The 22,477-nt window shown below is 68.3% G+C and carries 18 protein-coding genes; 4 read left to right on the top strand and 14 right to left on the bottom strand.

The window, feature by feature from the left end; genetic code table 11:
• Nucleotides 1–197: 197 nt before the first annotated feature.
• Nucleotides 198–1,943, top strand: a complete 1,746-nt coding sequence (locus WK25_RS08070; protein WP_040144168.1) for a cyclic peptide export ABC transporter — start codon at nucleotides 198–200, stop codon at nucleotides 1,941–1,943.
• Between the two features lie 210 nt (nucleotides 1,944–2,153).
• Here WK25_RS08070 and WK25_RS08065 read toward each other — a convergent pair whose 3' ends face one another.
• The 7 genes from WK25_RS08065 to WK25_RS08035 form a co-directional block, all read right to left on the bottom strand.
• Nucleotides 2,154–3,251, bottom strand: a complete 1,098-nt coding sequence (locus tag WK25_RS08065) for an ABC transporter substrate-binding protein (protein ID WP_413464098.1) — start codon at nucleotides 3,249–3,251, stop codon at nucleotides 2,154–2,156.
• Nucleotides 3,182–3,982: a siderophore-iron reductase FhuF gene (gene fhuF / locus WK25_RS08060; RefSeq protein ID WP_069241955.1), complete on the bottom strand. Its 801-nt coding sequence runs from the start codon at nucleotides 3,980–3,982 to the stop codon at nucleotides 3,182–3,184. Before fhuF ends, WK25_RS08065 begins: the two co-directional genes overlap by 70 nt.
• Nucleotides 3,979–6,072, bottom strand: coding sequence for a Fe(3+)-hydroxamate ABC transporter permease FhuB (gene fhuB, locus WK25_RS08055; protein WP_069241380.1), 2,094 nt, complete (start codon nucleotides 6,070–6,072; stop codon nucleotides 3,979–3,981). The genes fhuF and fhuB overlap by 4 nt, the downstream gene beginning before the upstream one ends.
• Complete coding sequence (locus tag WK25_RS08050; RefSeq protein WP_069241379.1) at nucleotides 6,069–6,941, bottom strand: ABC transporter ATP-binding protein; 873 nt, start codon at nucleotides 6,939–6,941, stop codon at nucleotides 6,069–6,071. The genes fhuB and WK25_RS08050 overlap by 4 nt, the downstream gene beginning before the upstream one ends.
• Nucleotides 6,931–7,950, bottom strand: a complete 1,020-nt coding sequence (locus WK25_RS08045; RefSeq protein WP_059544153.1) for a TauD/TfdA family dioxygenase — start codon at nucleotides 7,948–7,950, stop codon at nucleotides 6,931–6,933. Before WK25_RS08045 ends, WK25_RS08050 begins: the two co-directional genes overlap by 11 nt.
• Nucleotides 7,951–7,995: 45 nt before the next feature.
• Nucleotides 7,996–8,235 carry an MbtH family protein gene (locus WK25_RS08040; RefSeq protein ID WP_040144164.1) on the bottom strand — a complete coding sequence of 80 codons (240 nt, stop codon included), beginning with the start codon at nucleotides 8,233–8,235 and terminating at the stop codon, nucleotides 7,996–7,998.
• A 94-nt stretch (nucleotides 8,236–8,329) separates the two neighbouring features.
• The gene (locus WK25_RS08035) at nucleotides 8,330–8,998 is read right to left on the bottom strand and encodes an RNA polymerase factor sigma-70 (RefSeq protein WP_069241378.1); all 669 of its coding nucleotides are present in this window, start codon (nucleotides 8,996–8,998) and stop codon (nucleotides 8,330–8,332) included.
• A gap of 402 nt (nucleotides 8,999–9,400) precedes the next feature.
• Between WK25_RS08035 and WK25_RS08030 the strand changes: the two genes are divergently transcribed.
• Nucleotides 9,401–9,640, top strand: coding sequence for a hypothetical protein (locus tag WK25_RS08030; protein ID WP_069241954.1), 240 nt, complete (start codon nucleotides 9,401–9,403; stop codon nucleotides 9,638–9,640).
• A 45-nt stretch (nucleotides 9,641–9,685) separates the two neighbouring features.
• A complete protein-coding gene (locus WK25_RS31665) occupies nucleotides 9,686–9,826 on the top strand; it encodes an HHHH-motif protein (RefSeq protein WP_167432643.1) in 141 nt (46 codons plus the stop codon).
• Between the two features lie 70 nt (nucleotides 9,827–9,896).
• Here WK25_RS31665 and WK25_RS08025 read toward each other — a convergent pair whose 3' ends face one another.
• The 7 genes from WK25_RS08025 to WK25_RS07995 all read right to left on the bottom strand — a co-directional run bounded on the left by WK25_RS08025 (nucleotide 9,897) and on the right by WK25_RS07995 (nucleotide 21,442).
• Nucleotides 9,897–10,919, bottom strand: coding sequence for a fimbrial protein (locus WK25_RS08025; RefSeq protein WP_069241377.1), 1,023 nt, complete (start codon nucleotides 10,917–10,919; stop codon nucleotides 9,897–9,899).
• Nucleotides 10,916–11,662 carry a molecular chaperone gene (locus tag WK25_RS08020; protein ID WP_059544158.1) on the bottom strand — a complete coding sequence of 249 codons (747 nt, stop codon included), beginning with the start codon at nucleotides 11,660–11,662 and terminating at the stop codon, nucleotides 10,916–10,918. The genes WK25_RS08025 and WK25_RS08020 overlap by 4 nt, the downstream gene beginning before the upstream one ends.
• A gap of 16 nt (nucleotides 11,663–11,678) precedes the next feature.
• Nucleotides 11,679–14,132: a fimbria/pilus outer membrane usher protein gene (locus tag WK25_RS08015; RefSeq protein ID WP_059544159.1), complete on the bottom strand. Its 2,454-nt coding sequence runs from the start codon at nucleotides 14,130–14,132 to the stop codon at nucleotides 11,679–11,681.
• Nucleotides 14,133–14,250: 118 nt separating this feature from the next.
• Nucleotides 14,251–14,763, bottom strand: coding sequence for a fimbrial protein (locus WK25_RS08010; RefSeq protein WP_040144159.1), 513 nt, complete (start codon nucleotides 14,761–14,763; stop codon nucleotides 14,251–14,253).
• Nucleotides 14,764–15,626: 863 nt separating this feature from the next.
• On the bottom strand, nucleotides 15,627–17,105 hold the full coding sequence (locus tag WK25_RS08005; protein ID WP_069241376.1) for an efflux transporter outer membrane subunit: 1,479 nt from the start codon (nucleotides 17,103–17,105) through the stop codon (nucleotides 15,627–15,629).
• On the bottom strand, nucleotides 17,102–20,239 hold the full coding sequence (locus WK25_RS08000; protein ID WP_069241375.1) for a multidrug efflux RND transporter permease subunit: 3,138 nt from the start codon (nucleotides 20,237–20,239) through the stop codon (nucleotides 17,102–17,104). The genes WK25_RS08005 and WK25_RS08000 overlap by 4 nt, the downstream gene beginning before the upstream one ends.
• Nucleotides 20,240–20,257: 18 nt before the next feature.
• Nucleotides 20,258–21,442, bottom strand: a complete 1,185-nt coding sequence (locus WK25_RS07995) for a MexX/AxyX family multidrug efflux RND transporter periplasmic adaptor subunit (RefSeq protein WP_040144156.1) — start codon at nucleotides 21,440–21,442, stop codon at nucleotides 20,258–20,260.
• Nucleotides 21,443–21,593: 151 nt separating this feature from the next.
• Between WK25_RS07995 and WK25_RS07990 the strand changes: the two genes are divergently transcribed.
• On the top strand, nucleotides 21,594–22,271 hold the full coding sequence (locus tag WK25_RS07990; protein ID WP_069241374.1) for a TetR family transcriptional regulator: 678 nt from the start codon (nucleotides 21,594–21,596) through the stop codon (nucleotides 22,269–22,271).
• Nucleotides 22,272–22,477: the final 206 nt, after the last annotated feature.

The raw sequence follows: 22,477 nt of genomic DNA, 5'->3' as shown, positions 1-22,477 counted from the left end.
AACGGCGCGGCAGATTTTTTACCGTTTTATGCGCAAAGTCCGAACCAGCGCATTCTTTGACGGCAGCGCTAAATATTTGCGCGCGCCGTTCGTCTATCAGGTGGGAAAGCCGCAACCGGGCCTGCCGGTGCACTGCTTTCACGTCAGTTTTGCCGTTTCCGCAGAATTTGCCTGCCCTTCATTTACCGACGTTGCCGATGACCGCCGCTCACGAGCCTTCTTCCCCGCCGTCCCTCGACGCTTCCCCCGGCCGCCCCGCGGCCCGCCTGATCCTCGCGCTGCTGCGCGAAAGCCGCGCGTCGCTCGCGCTCGCGCTCGTCGCGTGCGTGCTCAACGGCATCGCGAGCGTGCTGCTCGTGGCGACGCTGAACCGCGCGCTCGCGACGCCCGGCGCCGCCGACGCGGCGCTCGCGTGGCGGTTCGCGCTGTGCGCGGTGACCGCGCTCGTCACGCGCATCGTCTCGGGCACGCTGTTCGCACGGCTGTCGCAGGACACGATGGCGCGGCTGCGCGTGCATCTCGCGCGCCGCGTCGGCGCGGCCGAGCTGCGCGACATCGAGCGGATCGGCGCCGCGCCGGTGCAGTCGGTGCTGACCGACGACGCGACCAACGTATCGATGCTGTTCTTCGCGCTGCCGAATCTGGTGATGCACGGCTCGATCGTGTTCGGCTGCCTCGGCTATCTCGCATGGCTGTCGTGGCCGGTGTGCGCACTCGCGCTGACCGCGATCGTCGCGGGCTCGCTCGGCTACCACACCGGCGACCGGCGCGCGATCGCATCGCTGGAAGCGGCCGGCCACGCGCAGGACCGCCTGTTCGGCTATCTCGGCTCGCTGTTCTCCGGCGCGAAGGAGCTGAAGCTGCACGACGCGCGCGCGCGCCAGTTCGTCGACGGCCAGCTCGGCGCCGCGATCGGCGAAGTGCGCGATCACCGGCGCCGCGCGTTCAGCGCGTATGCGGTCGGCGTCGGCTGGATCATCTTCCTGTTCTACGTGTTCCTCGGCGCGGCCGCGTTCTGGCCGCAGCTCGGCGTGCATGCGGACGCGCGCACCGCGGCCGGGTACGTCGTCGTGTTCCTGTTCATGCTCGTGCCGCTCGACGGGCTGCTGAACAATCTGCCGACCGTCAACGCGGCGCGCGTGTCGCTCGGACGGATCGAAGGCGTGATGACCGAATTCGGTGCGCTGCGCACCGTGCCGCCGGCGAGCGATGCGCCCGACGTGCCGCCGGCCGGCGCCGTCACGCTGCGCGGCGTCACGCACGCGTATTTCCACGAACGCGACGAACGAATGTTCCGGATCGGGCCGATCGACCTGACGATCCGGCCGGGCGAACTGGTGTTTATCGTCGGCGGCAACGGCAGCGGCAAGACCACGCTCGCGAAGGTGCTGACGGGGCTCTACGAGCCGGAGGAAGGCACGATCGAGGTCGACGGCCGCACGATCGGCTGGCGCGAGCGCGCCGCGTACCGGCAACGCTTCAGCGCCGTGTTCAACGACTTCCACCTGTTCGATGCGCTGCTCGGGATCGTCGATCCGGACGACCCGGCGCGCGCGCAGGCCGACGCGCGCGCGAACGCGCTGCTCGCGAAGCTCGCGCTGGATCACAAGGTGAAGGTCGTCGACGGTGCGTTCTCGAACCGCGCACTGTCGACGGGCCAGCGCAAGCGGCTCGCGCTCGTCGTCGCGTATCTGGAGGACCGGCCGTTCTACCTGTTCGACGAATGGGCAGCCGATCAGGATCCGTCGTTCAAGGCCGTGTTTTACGAGCAGTTGCTGCCCGAGCTGCGCGCGCGCGGCAAGGCCGTGATCGTGATTACGCACGACGACCGTTACTTCGGCCTCGCCGATCGGCTGCTGAAGCTCGACAACGGGCAGATCGTCAGCGACACGGCGCCCGCACGGCCGCACGCACGGGACGGCGCCGACGCGCTGAGCGCGTAAGTACGGATCGGCAACGGCCGCCCGTGCGCCGGAACACGCGGCGCACGAGCGGCCGACGGTATCCGGCTCGAACGGTCGGAGGGAGCCGGAAGAGCCGACGGCGCGCAAGACGTTGCTCGGTCGACTGGCGTGTTCACGACACCTCTGCGATGGCGCGGAAAGAACCTTCGCGCCGCGCCTCCCTGCCCGCGCCAGCGACCACCCGCGCGCTCAGCGCGCGGCCGGCAGCTTCAGTACCGAATCGGTCATCACGTCGGCCAGCTTCAGCGCCGACATCGGCCCGCCGAACCCCCAGATGTTCCGCTCGACGAGCGCGATCCTGTGCTCGCGCAGCGCGGGCACGAAGCGCCACACCGGCGAATCGAGTTTCGACGACAGCGGCACGTCCATCCCCGTTGCAGTGACGAACAGCACCGCGAGATCGCGTTGCGTGAGCAGATCCGCGGACGTCACGTAAAGCGTGCCTTCCCGCGTCGGCTTCTTCGGCCATGGATCGAGCCCCAGCGCGCGCGCAAGCCCCGCCGACGTACTGTTGCCCGTATACGCCCAGTAGCGGTCCGGCAGCCCGAGATCCTGCAGCAACGCGACGCGCTCGCCGCGGCGGCCGGCCGCCTCGAGCCGCGACGCATTGCGTGCGATCCCCGCGTCGAGTTGCGCTTCGACCGCCCGCGCACGCGCGTCGCGCCCGGTCACGTGACCGATCGTCCGGAAGATTTGCCGCATCCAGTCGAGTTGCGTGACGGGCACACCGTCTTCGGAAACGTTCGGGCTGAACTGGAACAGGATCGTCGGCGCGATCCGGTCGAGCGCAGCGAAGATCGGCGCATGGCGAAAGCCGACGCCGACGATCAGATCGGGCTTCACGGCCGCGATCGCCTCGAGCCCCGGCTCCTGCCGCGAGCCGATGTCGGTCACGCGCGCGAGCCGGTCGCTCTCGTAACCGAGCCAACCCGGGTAGAACGCGGTATCGGCCATGCCGGCCGGCACGATGTCGAGCGCGATCGCGCTTTCCGCGAACATGAAATCGAGCGCGACGATGCGCTGCGGCCGCACGGGCATCGTCGCGCTCGCCTGCGAGACGACAGGGTTGCCGGCGAGCGCGCCGCCCGCCGGCGCAACCGCGCTGCGCCCGCCCGCGCGCGGATTGTCGGCGGCTGCGACGCCCGGCGCGACGAACGCGACGCCGAGCGCCGCGAGCGCGCCGAGCGCATGCCGGCGGCCGGCATGCGCGACCGCCGTCAGCGGATCGCGTCCTGCTCGGCGAGTGCCGCGTCGTCCATCGTCAAAAGCAGCGGGCAGCTTCCACACAGTTGCGTTTCTCCTGGAATTTCATAGCGCAGGCAACACACGCGCCGCGCACGAAACGGTGTCGGCAGCAGCCGCGAGCGCGGCACGGCGTCGCGCACGGGCGTGCGCAGCGGGTTCGGCTCGCCGTGCATGCACGCCGAACCGAACAGCCAGTCCGCATCGCGGCCGGGATCGGCTGCGCACGGCAGCGAACGGTAGGTGCCGAGCAGATAATCGAGCAGATTGCCCGCGTTGCTCCACAGCACGCGCGGCGTCACGCGGCCCATCGCGGCGAGCAGTTCGATCACCGCGCCGAGATGCGCGACGAGCGCTGCATAGCGCGGCGCGGGCGCGTCGCACGGCGCGCCGAGCGCGTCGCGCGCGAAATACAGCGCGGCCGGCATTCCGTCGTCGAGTGCGACGAACGTGCGATCGGGCGCCATGTCGAGCGGCCGGCCGAGCGTCAGCGCGGCGACCACGCCCGCGGGCGCCGCGCGGCCGAAGTAGTATTTGCTCCATTGCGACATCAATGCGCGCGCATGCCGCGCCGGATCGCCACCGTAATGGCGGACCATCGCGTCGAGCATCGCGTCGCGATGATCGGGCAGCGCGCCGACCGGCACGACGGTGCGGCCCGGCGCGTGCACGTCGTCCGGCATGCCGAGCCACACGACGTCGAGATGCCCGGCAAACGGCTCGGGCGCGAACGTCGAGAAACGCGTGGCGCGCGCGTCGTCGAGCGCCGGCGTCATCGACCCGCGCGCCGGCCGCGGCGCCCCTCGACGATCAGCAGGCCGAGGAGGTACGGCGCGCCGATCAGCGCAGTCAGCACGCCGGCCGGCACCTCGCGCGGCGCGACGACCGTGCGGGCCGCAAGATCGGCGCAGCCGAGAATCAGCGCGCCGCATGCTGCCGCGAGCCACAAGCGCGTGCGATGCCGGCGCGCACCGAGCATCGTCGCGACGTGCGGCGCCATCAGCCCGATGAAGCCGACCGGCCCGACTGCCGCGACGGCCGCGCACGCGGCGAGCGTCGCGATCGTCAACGCGAGCGGCCGCAGTGCGGCGACCGGCAAGCCGAGTGCGGCGGCCTGGTCGTCGCCGAGCGCGAGCATGTCGAGCGGCCGCGCGAGCCACGCGAACACGGGCACCGCGAGCGCACACCACGGCACGAGCATCGACACCTCGCCCCAGCTGCGGCCGTACGTGCCGCCGACGAGCCACACGACAAAGCGCGCGGGTTGCACGCTCTGCTGCGTGATCAGCCACTGCGCGAGCGTGGTCCACAGCGCGCCGATCACGATGCCGGTCAGCGCGACCGCGAGCGGCGCGTAGCGATGCCGGTGATTCAACGCGAGCGTGATCGCGAGCGACAGCGCACCGCCGAGCAGCGCAGCGGCCGCCAGCGTTGCGTGGCCCATCAGCGGCCACGTCGACAACGCGAGCAGCGTGACGAGCCCCGCGCCCTGCGTGACGCCGAGCACTTCGGGGCCGGCGAGCGGATTGCGCACGACGCTTTGCATCGCGACGCCGCTCACGGCGAGCAGCGCGCCCGCGAGCAGCGCACACAGCAGGCGCGGCATGCGCAGATCGATCAGCATCCGCGCGAGCGCGTCGTGGCCCGACAGCGCGGCGGCCCAGCGCGCGGGCGACAGCCACTCGGGGCCGGCGGATACGCCGACGAACACCGCGAGCGCGCCGGCCGCGACGAACAGTGCGGTGCGCAGCGGCCAGTCGAGCCGCTCCAGCGAGCCGACGATCCGCGTCGAGCCGCTGCCGGCCGCGCGCTCGGCCTGCGCATGCAGCACGCCCGACCACGCGGCGCCGCGCCGGATCATCGCGAGCATCAGCGGCGTGCCGACCAGCGCGATCGCAACGCCGGTCGACAGCGTCGCGTCGAGGCCCGACGCGAGCACCGCGCTGTCGGTGACGAGCACGAGCGCACCGCCCGCGAGCGCCGACAGCGGCACCAGCACGCCGAGCCGCGCCGCACGCGCGCCGCGCACCTGCCGCAGCAGGTTCGGCGCGACGAGCCCGACGTACGACAGCGGGCCCGCGATGCTGACCGCGACGCTCGTGAACGCGACCGCAACGATCGTCGCAGCGAGCCGCGTCGCGTCGACGCGCACGCCGGCCGCGGCCGCCGCATCGTCGCCGAGCGCGAGCGGATTCAGCGGCCGGATCACGAACGGCAACGCGACGAGCGGTACGACGAGCCAGCGCGCGGCGAGCGCGAGCCCGGTCGCGCCGGGTTGATAAAGACTGCCGTTGGTCCACAGCGCGGCGCCCGCGATGTTCTGCTCGAAAAACGCGAGCACGAGCGTCGACAGCGCCGCGAACAGCAACATGCATACACTGCCCGCGAGCACGAGCCGCAGCGGTGTCGCGCGCCAGCCGCCGGCCGCGACGATCGCGAGCGCGGCGGCGATCAGCCCGCTGACGAACAGCAGCGGCACCGACGCGACGCCGGCGAGCGCCGGCACCAGCATCGCTGCGAGCAGGCCGAGCTGTGCGCCGCCCGTCACGCCGAGCAGATCGGGCGACGCGAGCGGATTGCGCGTGAGCGACTGGAACAGCGCGCCGGCGATGCCGAGGCAGCCGCCCGCGACCAGCGCGGCCGCGACGCGCGGCAGATTGAGGTCGAACAGGAACACGCCGGCAAGCGCGGCGGCGTCGCTGCCCGGCGCGGCATTCCACCATACGTGCAGGTCGGGCGCGACGCGCAGCACCGCCAGCGCCGCGATCAGCGCGACGAGGCCGAGCGCGAGCGCGCCCGCGCGACGGCCGCGAACGCTACGCTGCCCGCTCGCCGAGAGCCGCTTGCGCATCGCGAACGTCGTCATACGGCGATGTCCCGGTCGATCGCACGCTCGAACGCGTGCGCGGCGCCCGATGCTTTCGGCCCCGGCGATTCAGCCGGCGGCCCATAAGCCGGCACGCACATCGGCGCGCCGGTCTGCGGGTGCGCGAGCTTCAGCATGTCGACGCCGAACGCCGCGCGCAGCTGCGCGGGCTCGAGCATCGCGTCGGGCGAGCCTTGCGCGACGACGCGGCCAGCGCGCATCAGCACGATGTCGTCGCTGTACGCAGCCGCCTGGTTCAGGTCGTGCAGCACCCAGACGATCGTCAATCCGCGCGCGCGGTTCAGCGCACGCAGCGCGTCGAGGATGTCGAGCTGGTGATGGATGTCGAGATAGGTTGTCGGTTCGTCCAGCAGCACGATCGGCGCCTGCTGCGCGAGCGCCATCGCAATCCAAGCGCGCTGCCGCTCGCCGCCCGACAGCGCGCCGACGTCGCGCTCGGCGTCACCCGCGAGTCCGCTCGTATCGAGCGCCTCCTCAATCGCCGCATGATCGGCGCGCGACAATCCGCGCAGGAAGCCGCCGTATGCATAGCGTCCGTACGCGACGAGTTCGCGCACGGTCAGCCCCGACGGAATCTGGTTGAACTGCGCGAGCATCGTGAGTTCGCGCGCGAGCGCGCGACGGCGAAACGACGCGAGCGGCCTGCCGTTCACGTCGATCTGCCCTGCACGCGCGGGCTGCAGGCCCGCGAGCGTGCGCAGCAGCGTGCTTTTGCCACAGCCGTTCGGGCCGCACAGCGCCGTGACGCGGCCGGCCGCGATCGACAGGTCCAGCCCGTCGATCACGACATGGTCGCGATAACCCACCGTCAACCCGCGCGCGGCAAGCGCGGCGGTACTACGCGTCATCGGTCCTCCGTTCGGCCGCACGCGGCGCCGTGTAACTCTGCGCCATCGCGACGACCACCTTGCGCGGCCCTTCGAACGGGTCGCGCGCATGTGCGCTCAGCATGTTGTCGAGCATCAGCACGTCGCCGGTCTGCCACGGAAACACGATGCGCTGGCGGTCGAGCACGCCGCGTATCTCCGCCAGCGCATCGGCCTCGAGCGGCGCACCGTCGCCGTAATAGACGTTGCGCGGTACGTTCTCGAGCCCGACCGCGTCGACGAGCGCGTCCTGCATGTCCTCGTCGAGCGCGGACAGGTGAAACAGGTTCGCCTGGTTGAACCACACGCGCTCACCCGTGCGCGGATGGCGCGCGACGGCCTGGCAGCGTTCACGCGTGCGCAGCAGCAGTTCGCCGTCGTCGCCGGTGCGCCATGCGCATTCGATCCCGCGCGCCGCGCACATGCGCTCGACTTGCGCCGGCTCGTCGGTGCCGAACGACTGCTGCCATGGCAGATCGAGTCCCTGGCCGAAATTGCGCACGTACAGCAGCTCGCGCTGCTCGAAGCGCGCAACGAGCGCGGGATCGAGCGCCCGATGGACGGCGCGGCTGTCCGCGATCGGCGTTGCGCCGCCCTTCGGCGCCGCGAGCGCGCAGTGGAACCAGATTCGCAGCGGCCATTCGCGCGTATACGACTGCTCGTTGTGCAACGGAATTGCGCGATGCGGCGGGTATTCGGTCGACGTGTAGACCGCGCCTTCGACCTGGCTGCGCGGCGTCGACGCGTATTCATAGCCGATCAGCGGATCGCCGAACGATGCCGCGAACCGCTGGAACGCATCGATCGACGGCACGTGAAAACCGGTAAACAACACACCGCCCGCGCGCTCGAGCGTGTCGGCGGCGATCGCGTGCGCGAGCGGCGCGAGCGCATCGATCGACATCCCGTCGGCGCTGCGCGGCGACACGACGGTGGGCAGTCCCGGCTCGATACGCAGGTCGTCGAGCGTCGGCAACGAAAGCAGGGTCATGCAACGTCCTCTTCAGATGGCGCGCCGCACGGGCGGCGCAGCAGGTCACGACGCGCGTGAAGCGCGCTCGCCGTCCATCGCGCGGCGCAGGCTCGCCGGGCGCATGTCGGTCCAGACCGTTTCGATGTGCGCGAGGCAATCGGCCTTCGGGCCGCTCACGCCAACTTCGCGCCAGCCGGCCGGCACGGGCCGGAACGTCGGCCAGATCGAATACTGTTCTTCGTCGTTGATGACGACCGTGTAGACGATGTCGTCGGTATCGGAAGGCGTCGTGGCTTGCGTCATGATCGGAAAAAGCGGAAGGCGGTTGAAGAAGGCGAAGCGGCGAACCGTCGATTCGGCCGCTCCTGTGTTGAAGACGATTGGCCGGCGCGATTTTTTACCGGCGCCGTGCGCGGCCGCCGAGAAACACCGGGCAAGCGACGCCGCGCTGGCACGCGTCGAGACATTCCACGCAGTGCCGTTCGGCATCGCGCACCATGAAATGCACGAGCGTCTGCGACACGTTCAGCGCGCGCGCCGCGCTCTGCAGCGTCTCCTCGCGCAACCGCACCATCTCGAACGCCGCGCGGCTGCGCGCCGGCAGGTCGTCGAGCGCAGCCCACACGCGACGCAGCGTGTCGCGCGTCACCAGCGCGGCCTCGGGAGTCGGCTCCGGCGACGGAACGTCCAAGCCGTCGTCCTCTTCCGTGTGATAGACGTTTTCAAGACTCTGCCGGCGGCACGCGTCGATCGATGCGTTGCGCACCATCCGCGTCACGTATGCAACCGGCTGGCGCACCGCGTCCTGGTTCGGAAATTCGACGAGCTTCACGAACACGTCGTGCACGACGTCTTCGGCGCGGCTCGCGCATCCGACGAAGCCGCGCGCGACGTTCACAAGCATTGCCCGATGGGCGATCAGCACGTCGAGCAGCGCGCCGTGCGCGCGCGACTCCGCGACTCGGCGCACACGCCGCGCGGGGCGCGACGGCCGCTCCGGACAACCGGCGACGAACGGGTTTGCCGGGGCTGCTGCCGATCGTTCGAGCACTTCCGCCATTGCCATCGATCTGCTCCGTCCAATTTCGAGATAGCGCAATTTAACGTAAACGCAAATCATTCTCAATCCGATTCCCGAATTCCCCTTCGGATCATCCGGATTTGTCTGATCAATCGGAGAGAACGGGTTTCGACGGCGCGCGCGGCGGCGCAGCATCGATTGGCGAGGGAAAGCTTTCTGCATGAAAGAAACATTCCCGCCGTCGGCGCATGGGGAGATTCATTCGCCGAGCCCCACGCCACGGGCCCGCGGCGGCTTCCGCCCATGCTGCGCGCTCCGCACGACGCCTGCGCATTCTTTCATCTGCCCGACAGAATGCGTACGAGCGTCATTTGCGGTAGCAACTTCTTACCGCGTGAAATTTTGGGGGCTCGTACGATGAACGAGCTGTTTCCAACGGAGAACGACATGAAATCCATCGTGTTATCCGCGGTGGTGGCCGGCGCGCTGGCGAGCGTGATGCTCTCCGGCTGCGTGGCCTACCCCGGCCCTGCTCAAGTCACGATCGGCTGGCATGGCGATCGCTACTGGGACGGACATCGCTACTGGGAGCGCCACGACTGGGAAGCGCAGCATCCGCGCGATCGTGACTATGGCCGGGACGAGCGCCGCGACGACCGCCGCGACGATCAGCGCCCGCAGTGGTGATGGCGCCCCTCCCCGTGAACCGATACTGAACGACAGGATCTCAACATGAAGACGCTACTGAAAACCCTGACTGCCGCCGCCGTCGCCGCCGCCGTGCTCGTACCGGCCATTGCCGAAGCGCACCCGCACCGCGTGTGCCATTTCGAGCATCACCATCACCACAAGGTGTGCCGCTGGGTGCGTTGAGCCCCGCGACGCGGGTTCGAAGAAAAACGCCGGCATGCCGGCGTTTTTCGCTGCCGCGCACGCGTGCGCGTCAGTAGATGAACAGCCTGATCGTTGCGCTCGCATCGAAGCGTCCGATCTTCGGCGCCCCGAACGACTTCAGTACCGCGTCCATCAACACGCTTTGATTCATCACGTTCGACGGAAACTGCGCGAGCGTGAACTGCTGGTTGAACGGAATCGCATTGCCGCGGCTGTCCTCGATGCCGATTCCGAAATTGCTGTCTTTCGCCGGGACCAGCAAGCCGTTCTGCACCGGAAAGCTCGTTTCGAAATAGCCGTCGACTCGCACCGCGACGTTGCATTTCTTCGTCAGCGACAGCGAGAACCGCTTGCGCGGCACCGCCGGCATGAACCCGTTGCCGACCGCTTGCACCTGCCCGAAATTCACGATGCCCGGCTCGGGCGTCACCAGCACGTCGACCAGGCACGGCGTCGGCTTCAGGTTGCGCAGGCCGCTCAACCGGTACTGGAAGCTCGGGCTGTACGCGTTCAACCCGAACTCGCCGTCGAACTGGAACACCGTATAGACGTCGCTCGGCGGCTGCACCCAATTGCCCTTCTTGCGCACGACGACCTGATAGTCGATGCTGATCCGCGTCTGCTGACAGCGGCCGCGATCGAAGTCGTACCGGCTGCACGGCGGCACCGCATAGCCGGTGAACACGCCGCCGCCGCGATTGCTGGTCTTGTTGAAATAGTCGATGCCCTTGTAGCGGATACCGATCTCGAGCCCCCACGCGGCCGGATTGGTGCGGTTCGGGTTCGCGTAGAAATAGATGTTGTCGACGACTTTCAGGCTGCCGGCGTCGCCGAGGTCCTTGTAGCAATAGCCGGACGTCGTGCGCACCGGCGACACCCAGATCACGTAGCCGTCCGGTGCGTCGGTCGGATACGACGCCACGCCGCCGATCGGCTCGGTCAGCGACGTCGCGCCGCTGTTCGTCAGGCAGCGTAGCGCCCATGCGGGCTGCGCCGACGCGATCAGCAACGCGAGCATGAGCCATCGCAGCCACGCGGCCGGCGATCGCCGTTCGTGCACGGCTGCGCTCATTTCTTCACGCTCTTGCACGCCAGCGCATCGCACGCATACTCGACCGGCACCTGGCCGCCGTAATCGTCGATGTGCGTGACGAACAGCGTCGACGGCGCCGCGCCTTTGAACGGCACGTCGGCCGTGCTCATCGGACTCACCATCACCGGGTCGATCGGCACCGGCGTCTTCTGCGCGCCCGCCGCCACGTCGACGACCGTCACGTGATACGGCGTCGGATTGTCGAACACGAGCTTGTGCGCGGCCGCGTCCACACGCAGCGTCATCGGCAGCGTCCAGTCCTCGTCGCGTGCCGGCTGCACGCCTTTCGGCCGGTAGAACAGCTTCATCTGCGTATGCAGCGCGATCTGCAGCGTGTTCGGCGTATCGGTCTTCGGCGGCACTTCGCGAATGTTCAGGTAGAACACCGATTCGCGATCGGCCGGCAGCGCGGCACCGGGCAGCTTCGCGATGCGCAACACGTTGCGCTCGTTCGCCTCGACGCGCTGCAGCGGCGGCACGACCATCAGCGGCGACGCGATCTTGTTGCCGTGCGTGTCTTCCAGCCACGACTGCACGAGATACGGGTACGTCGTGCTCTTGTTCGTGATCGTGACGATCGCGGCCTGTTCGCCTTCGTTGAAAATCACGCGCGTGCGGTCCGGCACGATCGCCGCGTGCGCGGCGCCGGCAAGCAACGCACCGGCGGCACTCAGCATGCACGACACGCGTCGTACGCAGGAAAGGGAGAAAGCATGGTTCATCGCTGGGTCCGTGAAATCATCGTTCGGTTCGGCGCGCCGCCGCGTGCGGCCCGCCGGACGGCTGGCACGTCACCGGGATCGGCGTGCCTTCGAGTTGAAGCTGGTTCGGCAACGTGTGCACCGTGCACAGCGTGCGTTCGCCCGCGCGCACCGCGAGCGCGGATTTCGGCTGTACCTGCGTCAGGAACGCGGCGCCGCCCTCGCCGACGATCCCGAGCTCCTTGCCGTTCGCCGCGTCCTGCACCGATGCGCCGAACGGCAGCGGCTCGCCGGCCGCGTCGGTCAGCGTCAGGTACAGGTTGCTGCCGCGCGCGGCGGAGAACTTCGCGAAGCCGATCGCGCCGTCGGTCAGCACCATCCGCTGGATCGGGTTCGACACCTGCACTTCGAGCGGCAGCTTCTCGACGTTGACGGTCGCGTCGTACACGTTGTACGGCGAGATCCCGTCGAGCACCGCGTAGCCGCGCGAATCGGTATGCGTGAGCGTGCCGGACAGCGGCACGCCGGACACGCCGTCGGTCGACACCAGCAGGCGCGTATCGCCGGCGTTGCCGTTCGCGTGCGCGGACACGCCGTACTGCGTCGCGACGAGCGAGCCGTCGAGCTCGAGCGACGCCGCTGCATACGCGTTCGCGAGCGTCGATGCCTGCGCGCTCAGCTGGTACGTCGACGTGCGCTGGCGGAAGCTCGCGTTCGCCGACGCGCGGCCGTCGGTCGCGCCCGCGGCGATCTGATAAGTGCGCCCGGCCGGGTCGTCGTAGATGTAGCCCGCGCTCGCGCTCGTGCTGCCGTTGCCTGTCGTCAGGTTCGACGTGACCGTGTGGCGGCCGCCGATCGGCAGCGTCGCGGTCACCGAGAACTGGTTGCCGCTCGCGCCCGCGCTCTGCGTACGGAACGCCGACAGGCTGACGTTCAGGTTGCGCAGTGCGCCGAGCGAGAACGCGCGCGTCAGCGTAAGGCCCACGCGCTGCTCCGATGCGCGCGCCCAGTAGGTCGTCTGGTCGTACGAGAAATACGTCGACGTGTCGCCGAAGCGTTTCGACAGTGTCGCCGAGTAGCGCTGCTTGCTGTTCGCGAGCCCGTACGCGGTCGGATCTCCCGAGAACTGCGCGAAATTCGTGTAGTCGCGCTCGGAAAACCGATAGCCGAAAAAGCGCACGTCGGCGTCGAGGCCGTCGAAGTGCTTCGAGTAGTTGATGCGGTACGAGTTGCCGTTGCGCGTCGCGCCGGTCCACCACAGCCGTGCGCGCGCATGCGTGACGTCGGCCGACACCGCGCCGAACCGGCCGAAGTCCCGGCCGACGCCGAGCGCGATCGACGTGTAGCCCGATGCGGCAATGAAGCCGCCATACACCGTCACGTCGAACGGCAGCCCGTACGCCGCTTCACCGAAGCCGAAGAACGGCGTGATCCCCGCGCCGCCGAACTGCCGCGGCTTGCCGACGGCGGCCTTGTAGCGCAATTGCCCGGCGCGAGCGAGAAACGGCACGGCGGCCGTCGTCACCTGGAAGCGCTGCACGCTGCCATCCTCTTCCTCGACCGCGACGTCGAGCGTGCCCTGCACGCTCGTGTTGATGTTCTGCAGCGCGAACGCGCCCGGCGACACGCGCGTCACGTAGAGCACGCGGCCGGCCTGCGACACGGTCACGGTCGCGTTGGTGCGCGCGACGCCCGCGATCAGCGGCGCGTAACCGCGCAGCGACGGCGGCAGCATCCGGTCGTCGCTGCGGATCGACGCGCCCGTCAGCGCGAACGTGTCAAAAATGTCCGAGCTCAGGTAGTCGTCGCCGAACGTCACCGTCGACCGGATCGACGGCAGCGCGCGAAACGCGTAAAGGCGGCTGAAGCGGAACGTGCGGTCCGCATACGCGCTGCTGCCCGCGTTCGACTGCGCCTGGTAGTCGCCGCGAAACCGCCATGCACTCCAGTTCGCGCCGATCGTCCCGTATGCCTGGATCGCGTTCGTCTGTTCGCCGCCCGCGCCGAAGCTGCGGTTCGTGTTCGCGATCACGCGATAGTCGAGCATCGCGCCGGCAATCCCGTCGGACCAGCGCTCCGGCGGCAGATACGACGCATCTGTGAATTCGAGCGCCGCCTGCGGAATCGTGATCTTGAGCCGCCCGTCGCTCTTCAGGTAGCGCACGGTCGCACCTTCTATCGCGCCGAGATCGACGCACCGTCCGCCCTGCAGGCGCGGCAAATCCCGCACGAGCGACGGCTTCAGCCCGAACTGCGCGACGAGTTCGGGCGCGACGCACGGCTTGCCCGCGCCGGAGCCGTCGAGCGCGACGAACTGGATCGCCTGCAGCCCGTAGAACAGGTCGTTGACCTGCACGTCGAGCATGTACTCGCCGGGCAGCGTGAAGTCTGGCTGCGAAAACTGCGACAGGTCGACGTTGCTGTTGCCGCCGATGTCGAGGAACGACGAATTGAATTCCGTCGCATGGCTCTGGCTGCCGACGACCAGCACGGAGACGCAAAGGAAGGAATGTCTGATTCGCACGCGGCGCTACCGAAAATCCTGAACGAAGCGGAAAGGGAAGATGGACGGAGAAAGGGTGCGCACACCCCTTCTCCGATTCGGCCGCTTACTGGTAGCGCACCGTGAAGTTAGCGACGCCGTCGGCGGTACCCGGCGTCACGCCGGCTGCCGTCGCTTCGTACATCGCCGCGAAGCGCGCGACGTTCGTGCCGTTCTGCAGCACGGTCGGCGCCTTCTGCTCGGCGCCGTTGTCGAGGTACTCGCCCGATGCGGCTTGCAGGCGGATGCCGACGTTGGTTGCCGAGCCGATCGTCGCGAGCAGTTTCGGCTGGCCGGCGCTCGACGTGCCCGTGAACGTGAAGTACGCGTTCTGCGCGATGCTCGTGTCGCAGTCGGTCAGCTTGATGTCGAAGTTGGCCGGCGTGGACTTGTCGCCGGCCTGCTTGAACGTGTGCGTCGGCACCTTGCCGAGGTTCACGGTCTGGTTGACCGAGCCCGAATCGATGCCGCATGCGCCCGCGACGATCTCGCCGGTGAAGTTGATCGTGCCGGAGCCGTCTGCGAACGCCGACGTGGACAGGGCCGCGAGTGCGACAGCGGTCAGGAGGGATTTTTTCATGACGTTTTCCGTGAGAATTGCGAAGGAAATGAACGACGTGGCGGATACAAAAGGCAGCGTGAGGTTGGCTCCCGTCCGTCACGAGGCGGCATTATCGAGATAGCAATGAAAGTTTTCTGTAAATCATTGTTAAATCCGTCATGACAATGTTCGATTCAGTACCGAACGAACCGAATACTTCCCGCCGATTAATAATCCAGATATTTTTCTTCCGCAGTCCTTTTCTATTTCCCGGAACCGGCTGAAATACAAGACGAATTCCGCCAAACCCCTACGGCAAAGCCTGTCTACGCCAATGACAAAGGCTTTGCGGAATCGCCCCGCGTAAAAGCCAAAATACTGTCCCATTTCGCCATCGTTGCAGTATCGCAACGCGAGCATTCGACGATCTTCAACTGACAGGAAATTAATTTATGGATTCCAAAATCGAAAAACTCTCGCGCAAACGATTGCGATGTGCATCCGAACGATTTATCGCGACACTTTGTCGCCCACATTATTAACGCAGCGAGAATTAATCGATTCGTCAATTCAGGATTTAAAGCGCGATGCGGCGCCGCGCATGATGGCGGATTTTGATGCACGAGTGCGACGACGCGCACGGCGCGATCCGGTTGCGTCGGAGGAAGGCGAAAAGCAGAAAGCGCGGCACGGCCGGCCCGCCGAGTGGCGACGCGACCGGTCGCGGTGATGCGTATCGGGTCGAACGCGGTCGTTCGGCCCGGCAGCCTGGAGAAACACATGCGCGACGGCGATACGCGAATGCGCGCACCGCCGCTCCCGCCGGAGGCCCGTCAGAATCAGAGCCTGTGGAAGACGACGACGACGCGCGGCAATGCGCGGCCGCCGCCGCGATCAACGACTCACGCGGCCGACTGTCCTGGATCGCCCGACGCCCATCCGCCGCCGAGCGCACGATATAGCGCGATCGCGTTCGCGAGTTTGAACTGCTTGAGCCGGATCAGTTCCTGTCCCGACTCGTACGTGCTGCGCTGCGCGTCGAGCAGTTCGAGATATGTCGCGACGCCGCCCGCATAGCGGCGTTCGGCGAGCTTGAGACGCGCGCCGACCGCCGCGTATACGTCCTGCTGCGCCGCCAGCTGGCGCTCGATCCAGTCGCGCGCGGCGAACGCGTCGGCCACCTCGCGGAACGCGGTCTGCACCGCCTTCTCGTATTCGGCCACCGCGATGTGCTTGCGCGCATTCGCGACGTCGAGATTCGCGCGATTGCGCCCGCCCGCGAACAGCGGCAGCGTGATGCGCGGCGCGAACGTCCACACGCTCGTGCCGCCCGCGAACAGGCTCGAGAACGCGTCGCTGACCGAGCTGTAGTCGGTCGTCAGCGCAATGCGCGGAAAGAATGCCGCGCGCGCGGCGCCGATCTGCGCATTCGCGGCCTTGAGACGCGCTTCGGCCTGCCGGATGTCGGGCCGCCGTTCGAGCAGTGCGCTCGGCGCACCGGGCGCGACCGGCGCGATCGCGAGCGCGTCGAGCGCGGCGCCGTCGGCCGGCACGCTGCGCGCGAAGTCGCCGGCGAGCAATTGCAGCGCGCGCACCGACTGCGCGTGCTCGCGCTGCAGCGCGGCCTGCGACGCGCGCGCGGACGCCACCAGCATCTCGGCCGAGCGCAGCTCGATCGCATCGGTCGTGCCGGCTGCATAGCGGCGCTGCGTGAGCGATGCGATGCGTTCGCGCGCGTCGAGCGTGCGCTGCGCGAGCGCCAGTTGCTCGTGCAACGCGCGTTCCGACACGTACGCCGCGGCGACTTCCGCGATGACGCCGATGCGTACCGTGCGCTGCGCGTCGGCGGTCGCGAAATACTCGGCAAGCGCCGCATCGGACAGGCTGCGCACGCGGCCGAACAGATCGAGCTCGTACGCACTGATGCCGACGCCCGCGCGATACAGCCCGCTCACCGCGCTCTCGCGCAGTACGGGATCGTACTGGCGCGTACGCTCGTAACCGACGTTCGCATCGACCGCCGGCATCAGGTCCGCGCGCTGCACGCCGTACAGCGCGCGCGCTTCGTCGAGCCGGCCGGCCGCGATCCGCAGGTCGCGATTGTTCGCGAGCGCCGCATCGATCCACGCCTGCAGCGCGGGATCGGTGAAATACGCACGCCAGTCGTCGAGCAGCGCGGCATCGGGCACCGCAACGGCGGCATCCGCGGCGCCGGCGCGCTGTGCGGCCGCATCATCGGCCGGCGCATAACGTGCGGGCACCGGCGCCGCGGGCCGCTCGTAACGCGGCGCCAGCGAGCAGCCCGCGAGCGCGAACCCGAGCGCGGCGGCCAGCGTGGCCCGCATGCCGGATGCGGCGCGTGCATTCAACGCGAACCTCATTGAGAACCCTCCAGCGTCGCCGGCCGCGCTGCGCCGCGCCGGCGCGGGCCGACGTCGAACAGCCTGCCGACGATCACGAAAAACAGCGGAACGAGAAACACCGCGAGCACCGTCGCCGTGATCACGCCGCCGAGCACGCCGGTGCCGATCGCCATCTGCGCACCGGACGCGGCGCCCGACGCGAACGCGAGCGGCAGCACGCCGACGCCGAATGCAAGCGACGTCATCACGATCGGCCGCAGCCGCAGGCGCGCCGCCTCGAGCGCCGCGTCGACGAGCGACATGCGCTGCGCGACGAGATCTTTCGCGACTTCGACGATCAGAATCGCGTTCTTCGCGGACAAACCGATCGTCGCGATCAGCCCCACCTTGAAATAGATGTCGTTCGGCATCGCGCGCAGCGTGACGCCGAGCACCGCACCGATCACGCCGAGCGGCACCACCAGCATCACCGCGAACGGGATCGACCAGCTTTCGTACAGCGCGGCGAGCGCGAGGAACACGACGAGCACCGACAGCGCGAACAGCATCGGCGCCTGCGCGCCGGACAGCCGCTCCTCGAACGACTGCCCCGACCACGCATGGCCGATGCCGGCCGGCAGCTTCGCGGCGAGCCGCTCGATCGCGCTCATCGCTTCGCCGCTGCTGTGCCCCGGCGCGGCCGAGCCGTTGATCGTGAACGACGGATAGCCGTTATAGCGCGTGAGCTGCGGCGGCCCGAGGGTCCAGTGCAGCGTTGCGAACGCGGCGAGCGGCACCATCTCGCCGCGCGCGTTGCGCACCCGCAGCTTCTTCACGTCGTCCGCATCGAGCCGGTGCCGTCCGTCGGCCTGCACGATCACGCGGCGCACTTGCGTGCCGTGCATGAAGTCGCCGATATAGTCGGAGCCGAACATCACCGCGAGCGTCGTGTTGATCTCGTCCATCGACACGCCAAGCGCCGATGCCTTCGCGCGGTCGATGTCGAGCTTCAGCTGCGGCGCGTCCTGCGTACCCGCGAACATTACGTCGGTAAGCGCCGGATCCTTGCCGGCCGCTGCGATCAGCCGCTCGCGCGCGGCGCTGAATGCAGCGTAGTCGAGGCCGCCGCGGTTCTGCAGCCGGAAGTCGAAACCGCTCGTCGAACCGAGATCGGGCAGCGCCGGCGAGTTCATCGCGAACACCGTCGTGTTCGGCGTGCCCGCGAAGCGCTCGTTGATCCGCGCGACGATCGCCTGCACGTGATCGCGTTCGGCCTTGCGTTCCTTCCAGTTCTTCAGCGTGACGAAGATCATCCCGCCGTTCGGCCCTTCACCGTACAGGTTGAAGCCGCCGAGCGCATACGTATAGGCAGTCGGCTCGTCGCGGCGAATGGCCGATTCCACCGCGCGCACGCTCTGCATCGTTTCGGCAAGCGGCGTGCCCTGCGGCCGGATCACCATCACCATGAAATTGCCCTGATCCTCGTCGGGCAGGAATGCCGTCGGCAGCTGCGCGAGCATCAACACCGCGGCCGCGGTCAGCGCGCCGTACACGACGAGCCAGCGCAGCGGCTTGTTCAGCATCGCGCCGACGCGCGTCGCATAGCGCTGCGTCGAGCGTGCGACGAAACGGTTGAACCAGCCGAAGAAGCCGCGCTTTTCGTGATGGTCGCCGGACGCCGGCTTGAGCAGCGTCGCGCACAGCGCGGGCGTCAGCGACAGCGCGAGGAACGCGGAGAAGCCGATCGACACCGCGAGCGCCAGCGCGAACTGCCGGTAGATGTTGCCCACCGCGCCGCCGAAGAACGCCATCGGCACGAATACCGACGTCAGCACGACCGTGATGCCGACGATCGCGCCGCTGATCTGCTGCATCGCCTTGACCGTTGCGTCGTACGGCGACAGCCCTTCCTCGACCATCAGCCGCTCGACGTTCTCGACGACGACGATCGCATCGTCGACCAGGATGCCGATCGCGAGCACCATCCCGAACATCGTCAGCACGTTGATCGAGAAGCCGGCCGCATACATCACGCCGAACGTGCCCGCCAGCGCGACCGGCACGACGAGCGTCGGAATCAGCGTTGCGCGCAGGTTCTGCATGAACAGGAACATCACGAGGAACACCAGCACGCCGGCCTCGATCAGCGTCGTGACGACCTTGTTCATCGACACGCGCACGAACGACGACGTCTCGTACGGGATCTGGTATTTGACGCCCGGCGGGAAATACGCGGACAGCTCGTCCATCGTCGCGCGCACGCGTTTTTCGGTAGCCACCGCGTTCGAACCGGGCGCGAGCTTGATGCCCATCCCGGTCGCAACCTTGCCGTTCACGTACGACGGATAGTTGTAGTCGTTGCCGCCGAACTCGACGCGCGCAACGTCGCGCAGGTACAGCGCGGATCCGTCCGGCTGCGTGCGCAGCGCGATCGCGCCGAAATCGGCCGGCGTCTTCAGCGGCGCATCGGCGAACACCGTCGCCGCGATCGGCGCGCTGTCCGGCACCGCACCGCGGCCGATGTCGCCGACCGTCGCCCGAGCGTTGTGCGCGCGCACGGCCGACGCGATGTCCGACGCGGTGAGCCCGTGCCCGGCCAGCTTCACCGGGTCGGGCCAGATGCGCATCGCATATTCGGCGCCCCAGAACTGCACGCGGCCGACGCCGTCGACGCGGCGCAACGCCTGCACGACGTTCGCCGACGCATATTCGCCGAGCTGCACGTCGGTCAGCCGGCCGTCGTCCGACGTCAGCGACACGACGAGCTGGATGTTGTCGGCGGCCTTCTCGACCTGGATGCCGTCGCGCCGCACCGGTTCGGGCAGCCGCGCGTCGACCGACTTCAGGCGGTTCTGCACTTCGACGGCCGCGAGGTCGGCGTTGACGCCCTGCCTGAACGTCAGATACAGCGACGCGGCGCCGGCGCTGCTCGTCGCGGACGTATACAACAGCCCCGGCGCGCCGTTCATTTCGCGCTCGATCAGCGCGGTCACCGATTCCTCGACGACCTGCGCCGACGCGCCCGGATACGTTGCGTAGATGCTGACGACGGGCGGCGCGATGTCCGGGTACTGGGCCACCGGCAACGCGCGAATCGCGAACGCGCCGCCGAGCATGATGAAGAGTGCGATCACCCACGCGAAGACGGGGCGATCGATGAAGAAACGTGCCATGTTGGTCGATTGAACCGGTCAGGTTTGACGGGCGGCCGGCTGCGATGCGGCCTGGGCCGGCGCCGGGCGCTCGATGGGCTTCACCGGGGTGTCGGGTGCGAACTGCGCGGCGTTGTCGACGATCACGCGCTCGCCGCCGGCGAGGCCGCGCGTGATGCGCCAGTCGCGGCCGTTCATCTGGTCCGCGACGACCTCGACGTCCTTCACCTTGCCGTTCGCGCCCACCACGCGCACCGACGTGCGATCGGCCGTGCGCACCAGCGCATCGCGCGGCACGAGGATCGCGCGCTGGTCGACGGCCGCATCGAGCGCGATCCGCACGTAAGCGCCCGGCAGCAGTTCGCGCTCCGGATTCGGGAACAGCGCGCGCATCGCGACCGTGTCGGTGGTCGGATCGACCGCGAGATCCCTGAACAGCAGCTTGCCCTTCAGCGGATACGCGCTGCCGTCGGCGCGCAACAGCGTCACCGTCACGTCGTGCTGCGCGATCCCCGTCGCACGCCCGCTTTTTACCGCGCGACGCAGCGCGTCGACGTCGGCCGCCGGCTGCGAAAAGTTCACGTAGATCGGATCGAGCTGCTCGACCGTCGTGAGCGGGGTCGCCTGATCCTGGCCGACCAGCGCGCCTTCGGTGACCAGCGCGCGCCGCGCGCGGCCCGAAATCGGCGCGGTGACGGTCGCATAGTCGAGCTGCAACTGCGCGCGGGCGAGTTCGGCCTTCGCCGAAGCGACGTCGGCCTTCGCCCGCGTATCGTCGGCGATGGCCTCCGTGTGATCGCGCTCGCTGACCGCGCGGTCGCGCACCAGGTCGTCGTAGCGGCGGCGCTTGTCGCTCGCCGCGAGCGCCGCGGCCTGCGCCTTCGCGAGCGCGCCCTGCGCGGCGTCGCGTGCAGCCGTGAGCGGCGCGGGATCGATGCGGAACAGCACCGCGCCCTGCTTCACTTCCTGCCCTTCCTCGTAAGTGCGCGCGGTGACGATGCCCGCGACCCGCGCGCGCACTTCCGCCTGCCGATACGCGTCGAGCCGTCCCGGCAGCTCGATGGTCATCGGCACGGCCGTCGGACGCACCGTGACGACGGTCGCCTTTTGCAGCGTGTCGGGCGCCTTGTCCGGCTCGCCCTTTCCGCATCCGGCCACGGCGAGCAGCGTCGCGAGCGCGAACGGCGCCAGCTGCAGGCGCCACAGGGTGCGTTTGTTGTTCATGTTCTGACCTCGGATCGTTCGCCGCCGATACAATGCGGCGGCTCAGGGTGGCCGATTATAATCAGTCACGACTGATTAAATATGGTCGTTTGCAACCGGATCGTCAGACTGTCTCAATAAAACGACAGCGAACTGTAAGGAAATTCACGCCATGGCCCGCAAGACCCGGGAAGAATCGCTCGCCATCAAGCACCGGATCCTCGATGCCGCCGAACTCGTGCCGCTCGAAAAAGGCGTGGCGCAAACCGCGATGGCCGATCTCGCCGAGGCGGCCGGGATGTCGCGGGGCGCCGTGTACGGCCATTACCGCAACAAGATGGAAGTGTGTCTCGCGATGTGCGACCGCGCGTTCGCGCGCACGTCCGAAGGTTTCGACGCGGTGGACAGCCTGCCCGCGTTCGCGACGCTGCGCCGCGCGGCGTCGCACTACCTGCGGCAATGTAGTGAGCCGGGCGCGATGCAGCGCGTGCTGGTGATCCTCTATACGAAGTGCGAACAGAGCGAGGAGAACGGCGCGCTGCAGCGGCGCCGCATGTTGCTCGAACTGCAGATGCTGCGCATTGCGAAGGCGCTCTTGCGGCGTGCGATCGCCTCCGGCGAACTGGCGGCCGATCTCGACGTCCATCTCGCAGCCGTCTATCTCGTGTCGCTGCTCGAAGGCGTGTTCGCGTCGATGATCTGGACCAACCGGCTGCGCGGCAATCGATGGACCGACGCGGAGGCGATGCTCGACGCCGGTTTCGACGCCGTCAGAACATCCGGGGCCCTCCGCGTGCGCGCGCAAAAATTGCCTGACGGGCGAAACACTGCGCAACAAATGCGGATTTAACCCGATTTACCGCAGTGCGAAACGAATGAGCCGACCCTCTTTAAAATTTTTAACGTTTCGCGGAACATCGGTAGACTGGCGCTGTCATCTTTCTTTAGCGTCTTCGTGATACCGGGTTCGACCCGGAAATTCACGCCGCCGTTCGAAGCGGGCCCGCCCGCAAGTTGGGTCGAACGGGAACGATACAGGCCCCTGGCGGGGCCTGT

Source organism: Burkholderia latens, from assembly GCF_001718795.1.
Lineage (GTDB): Bacteria > Pseudomonadota > Gammaproteobacteria > Burkholderiales > Burkholderiaceae > Burkholderia > Burkholderia latens_A.
Note: the sequence above shows the minus strand (reverse complement) of the source record. Positions and strands in the feature narration are given on the sequence as shown.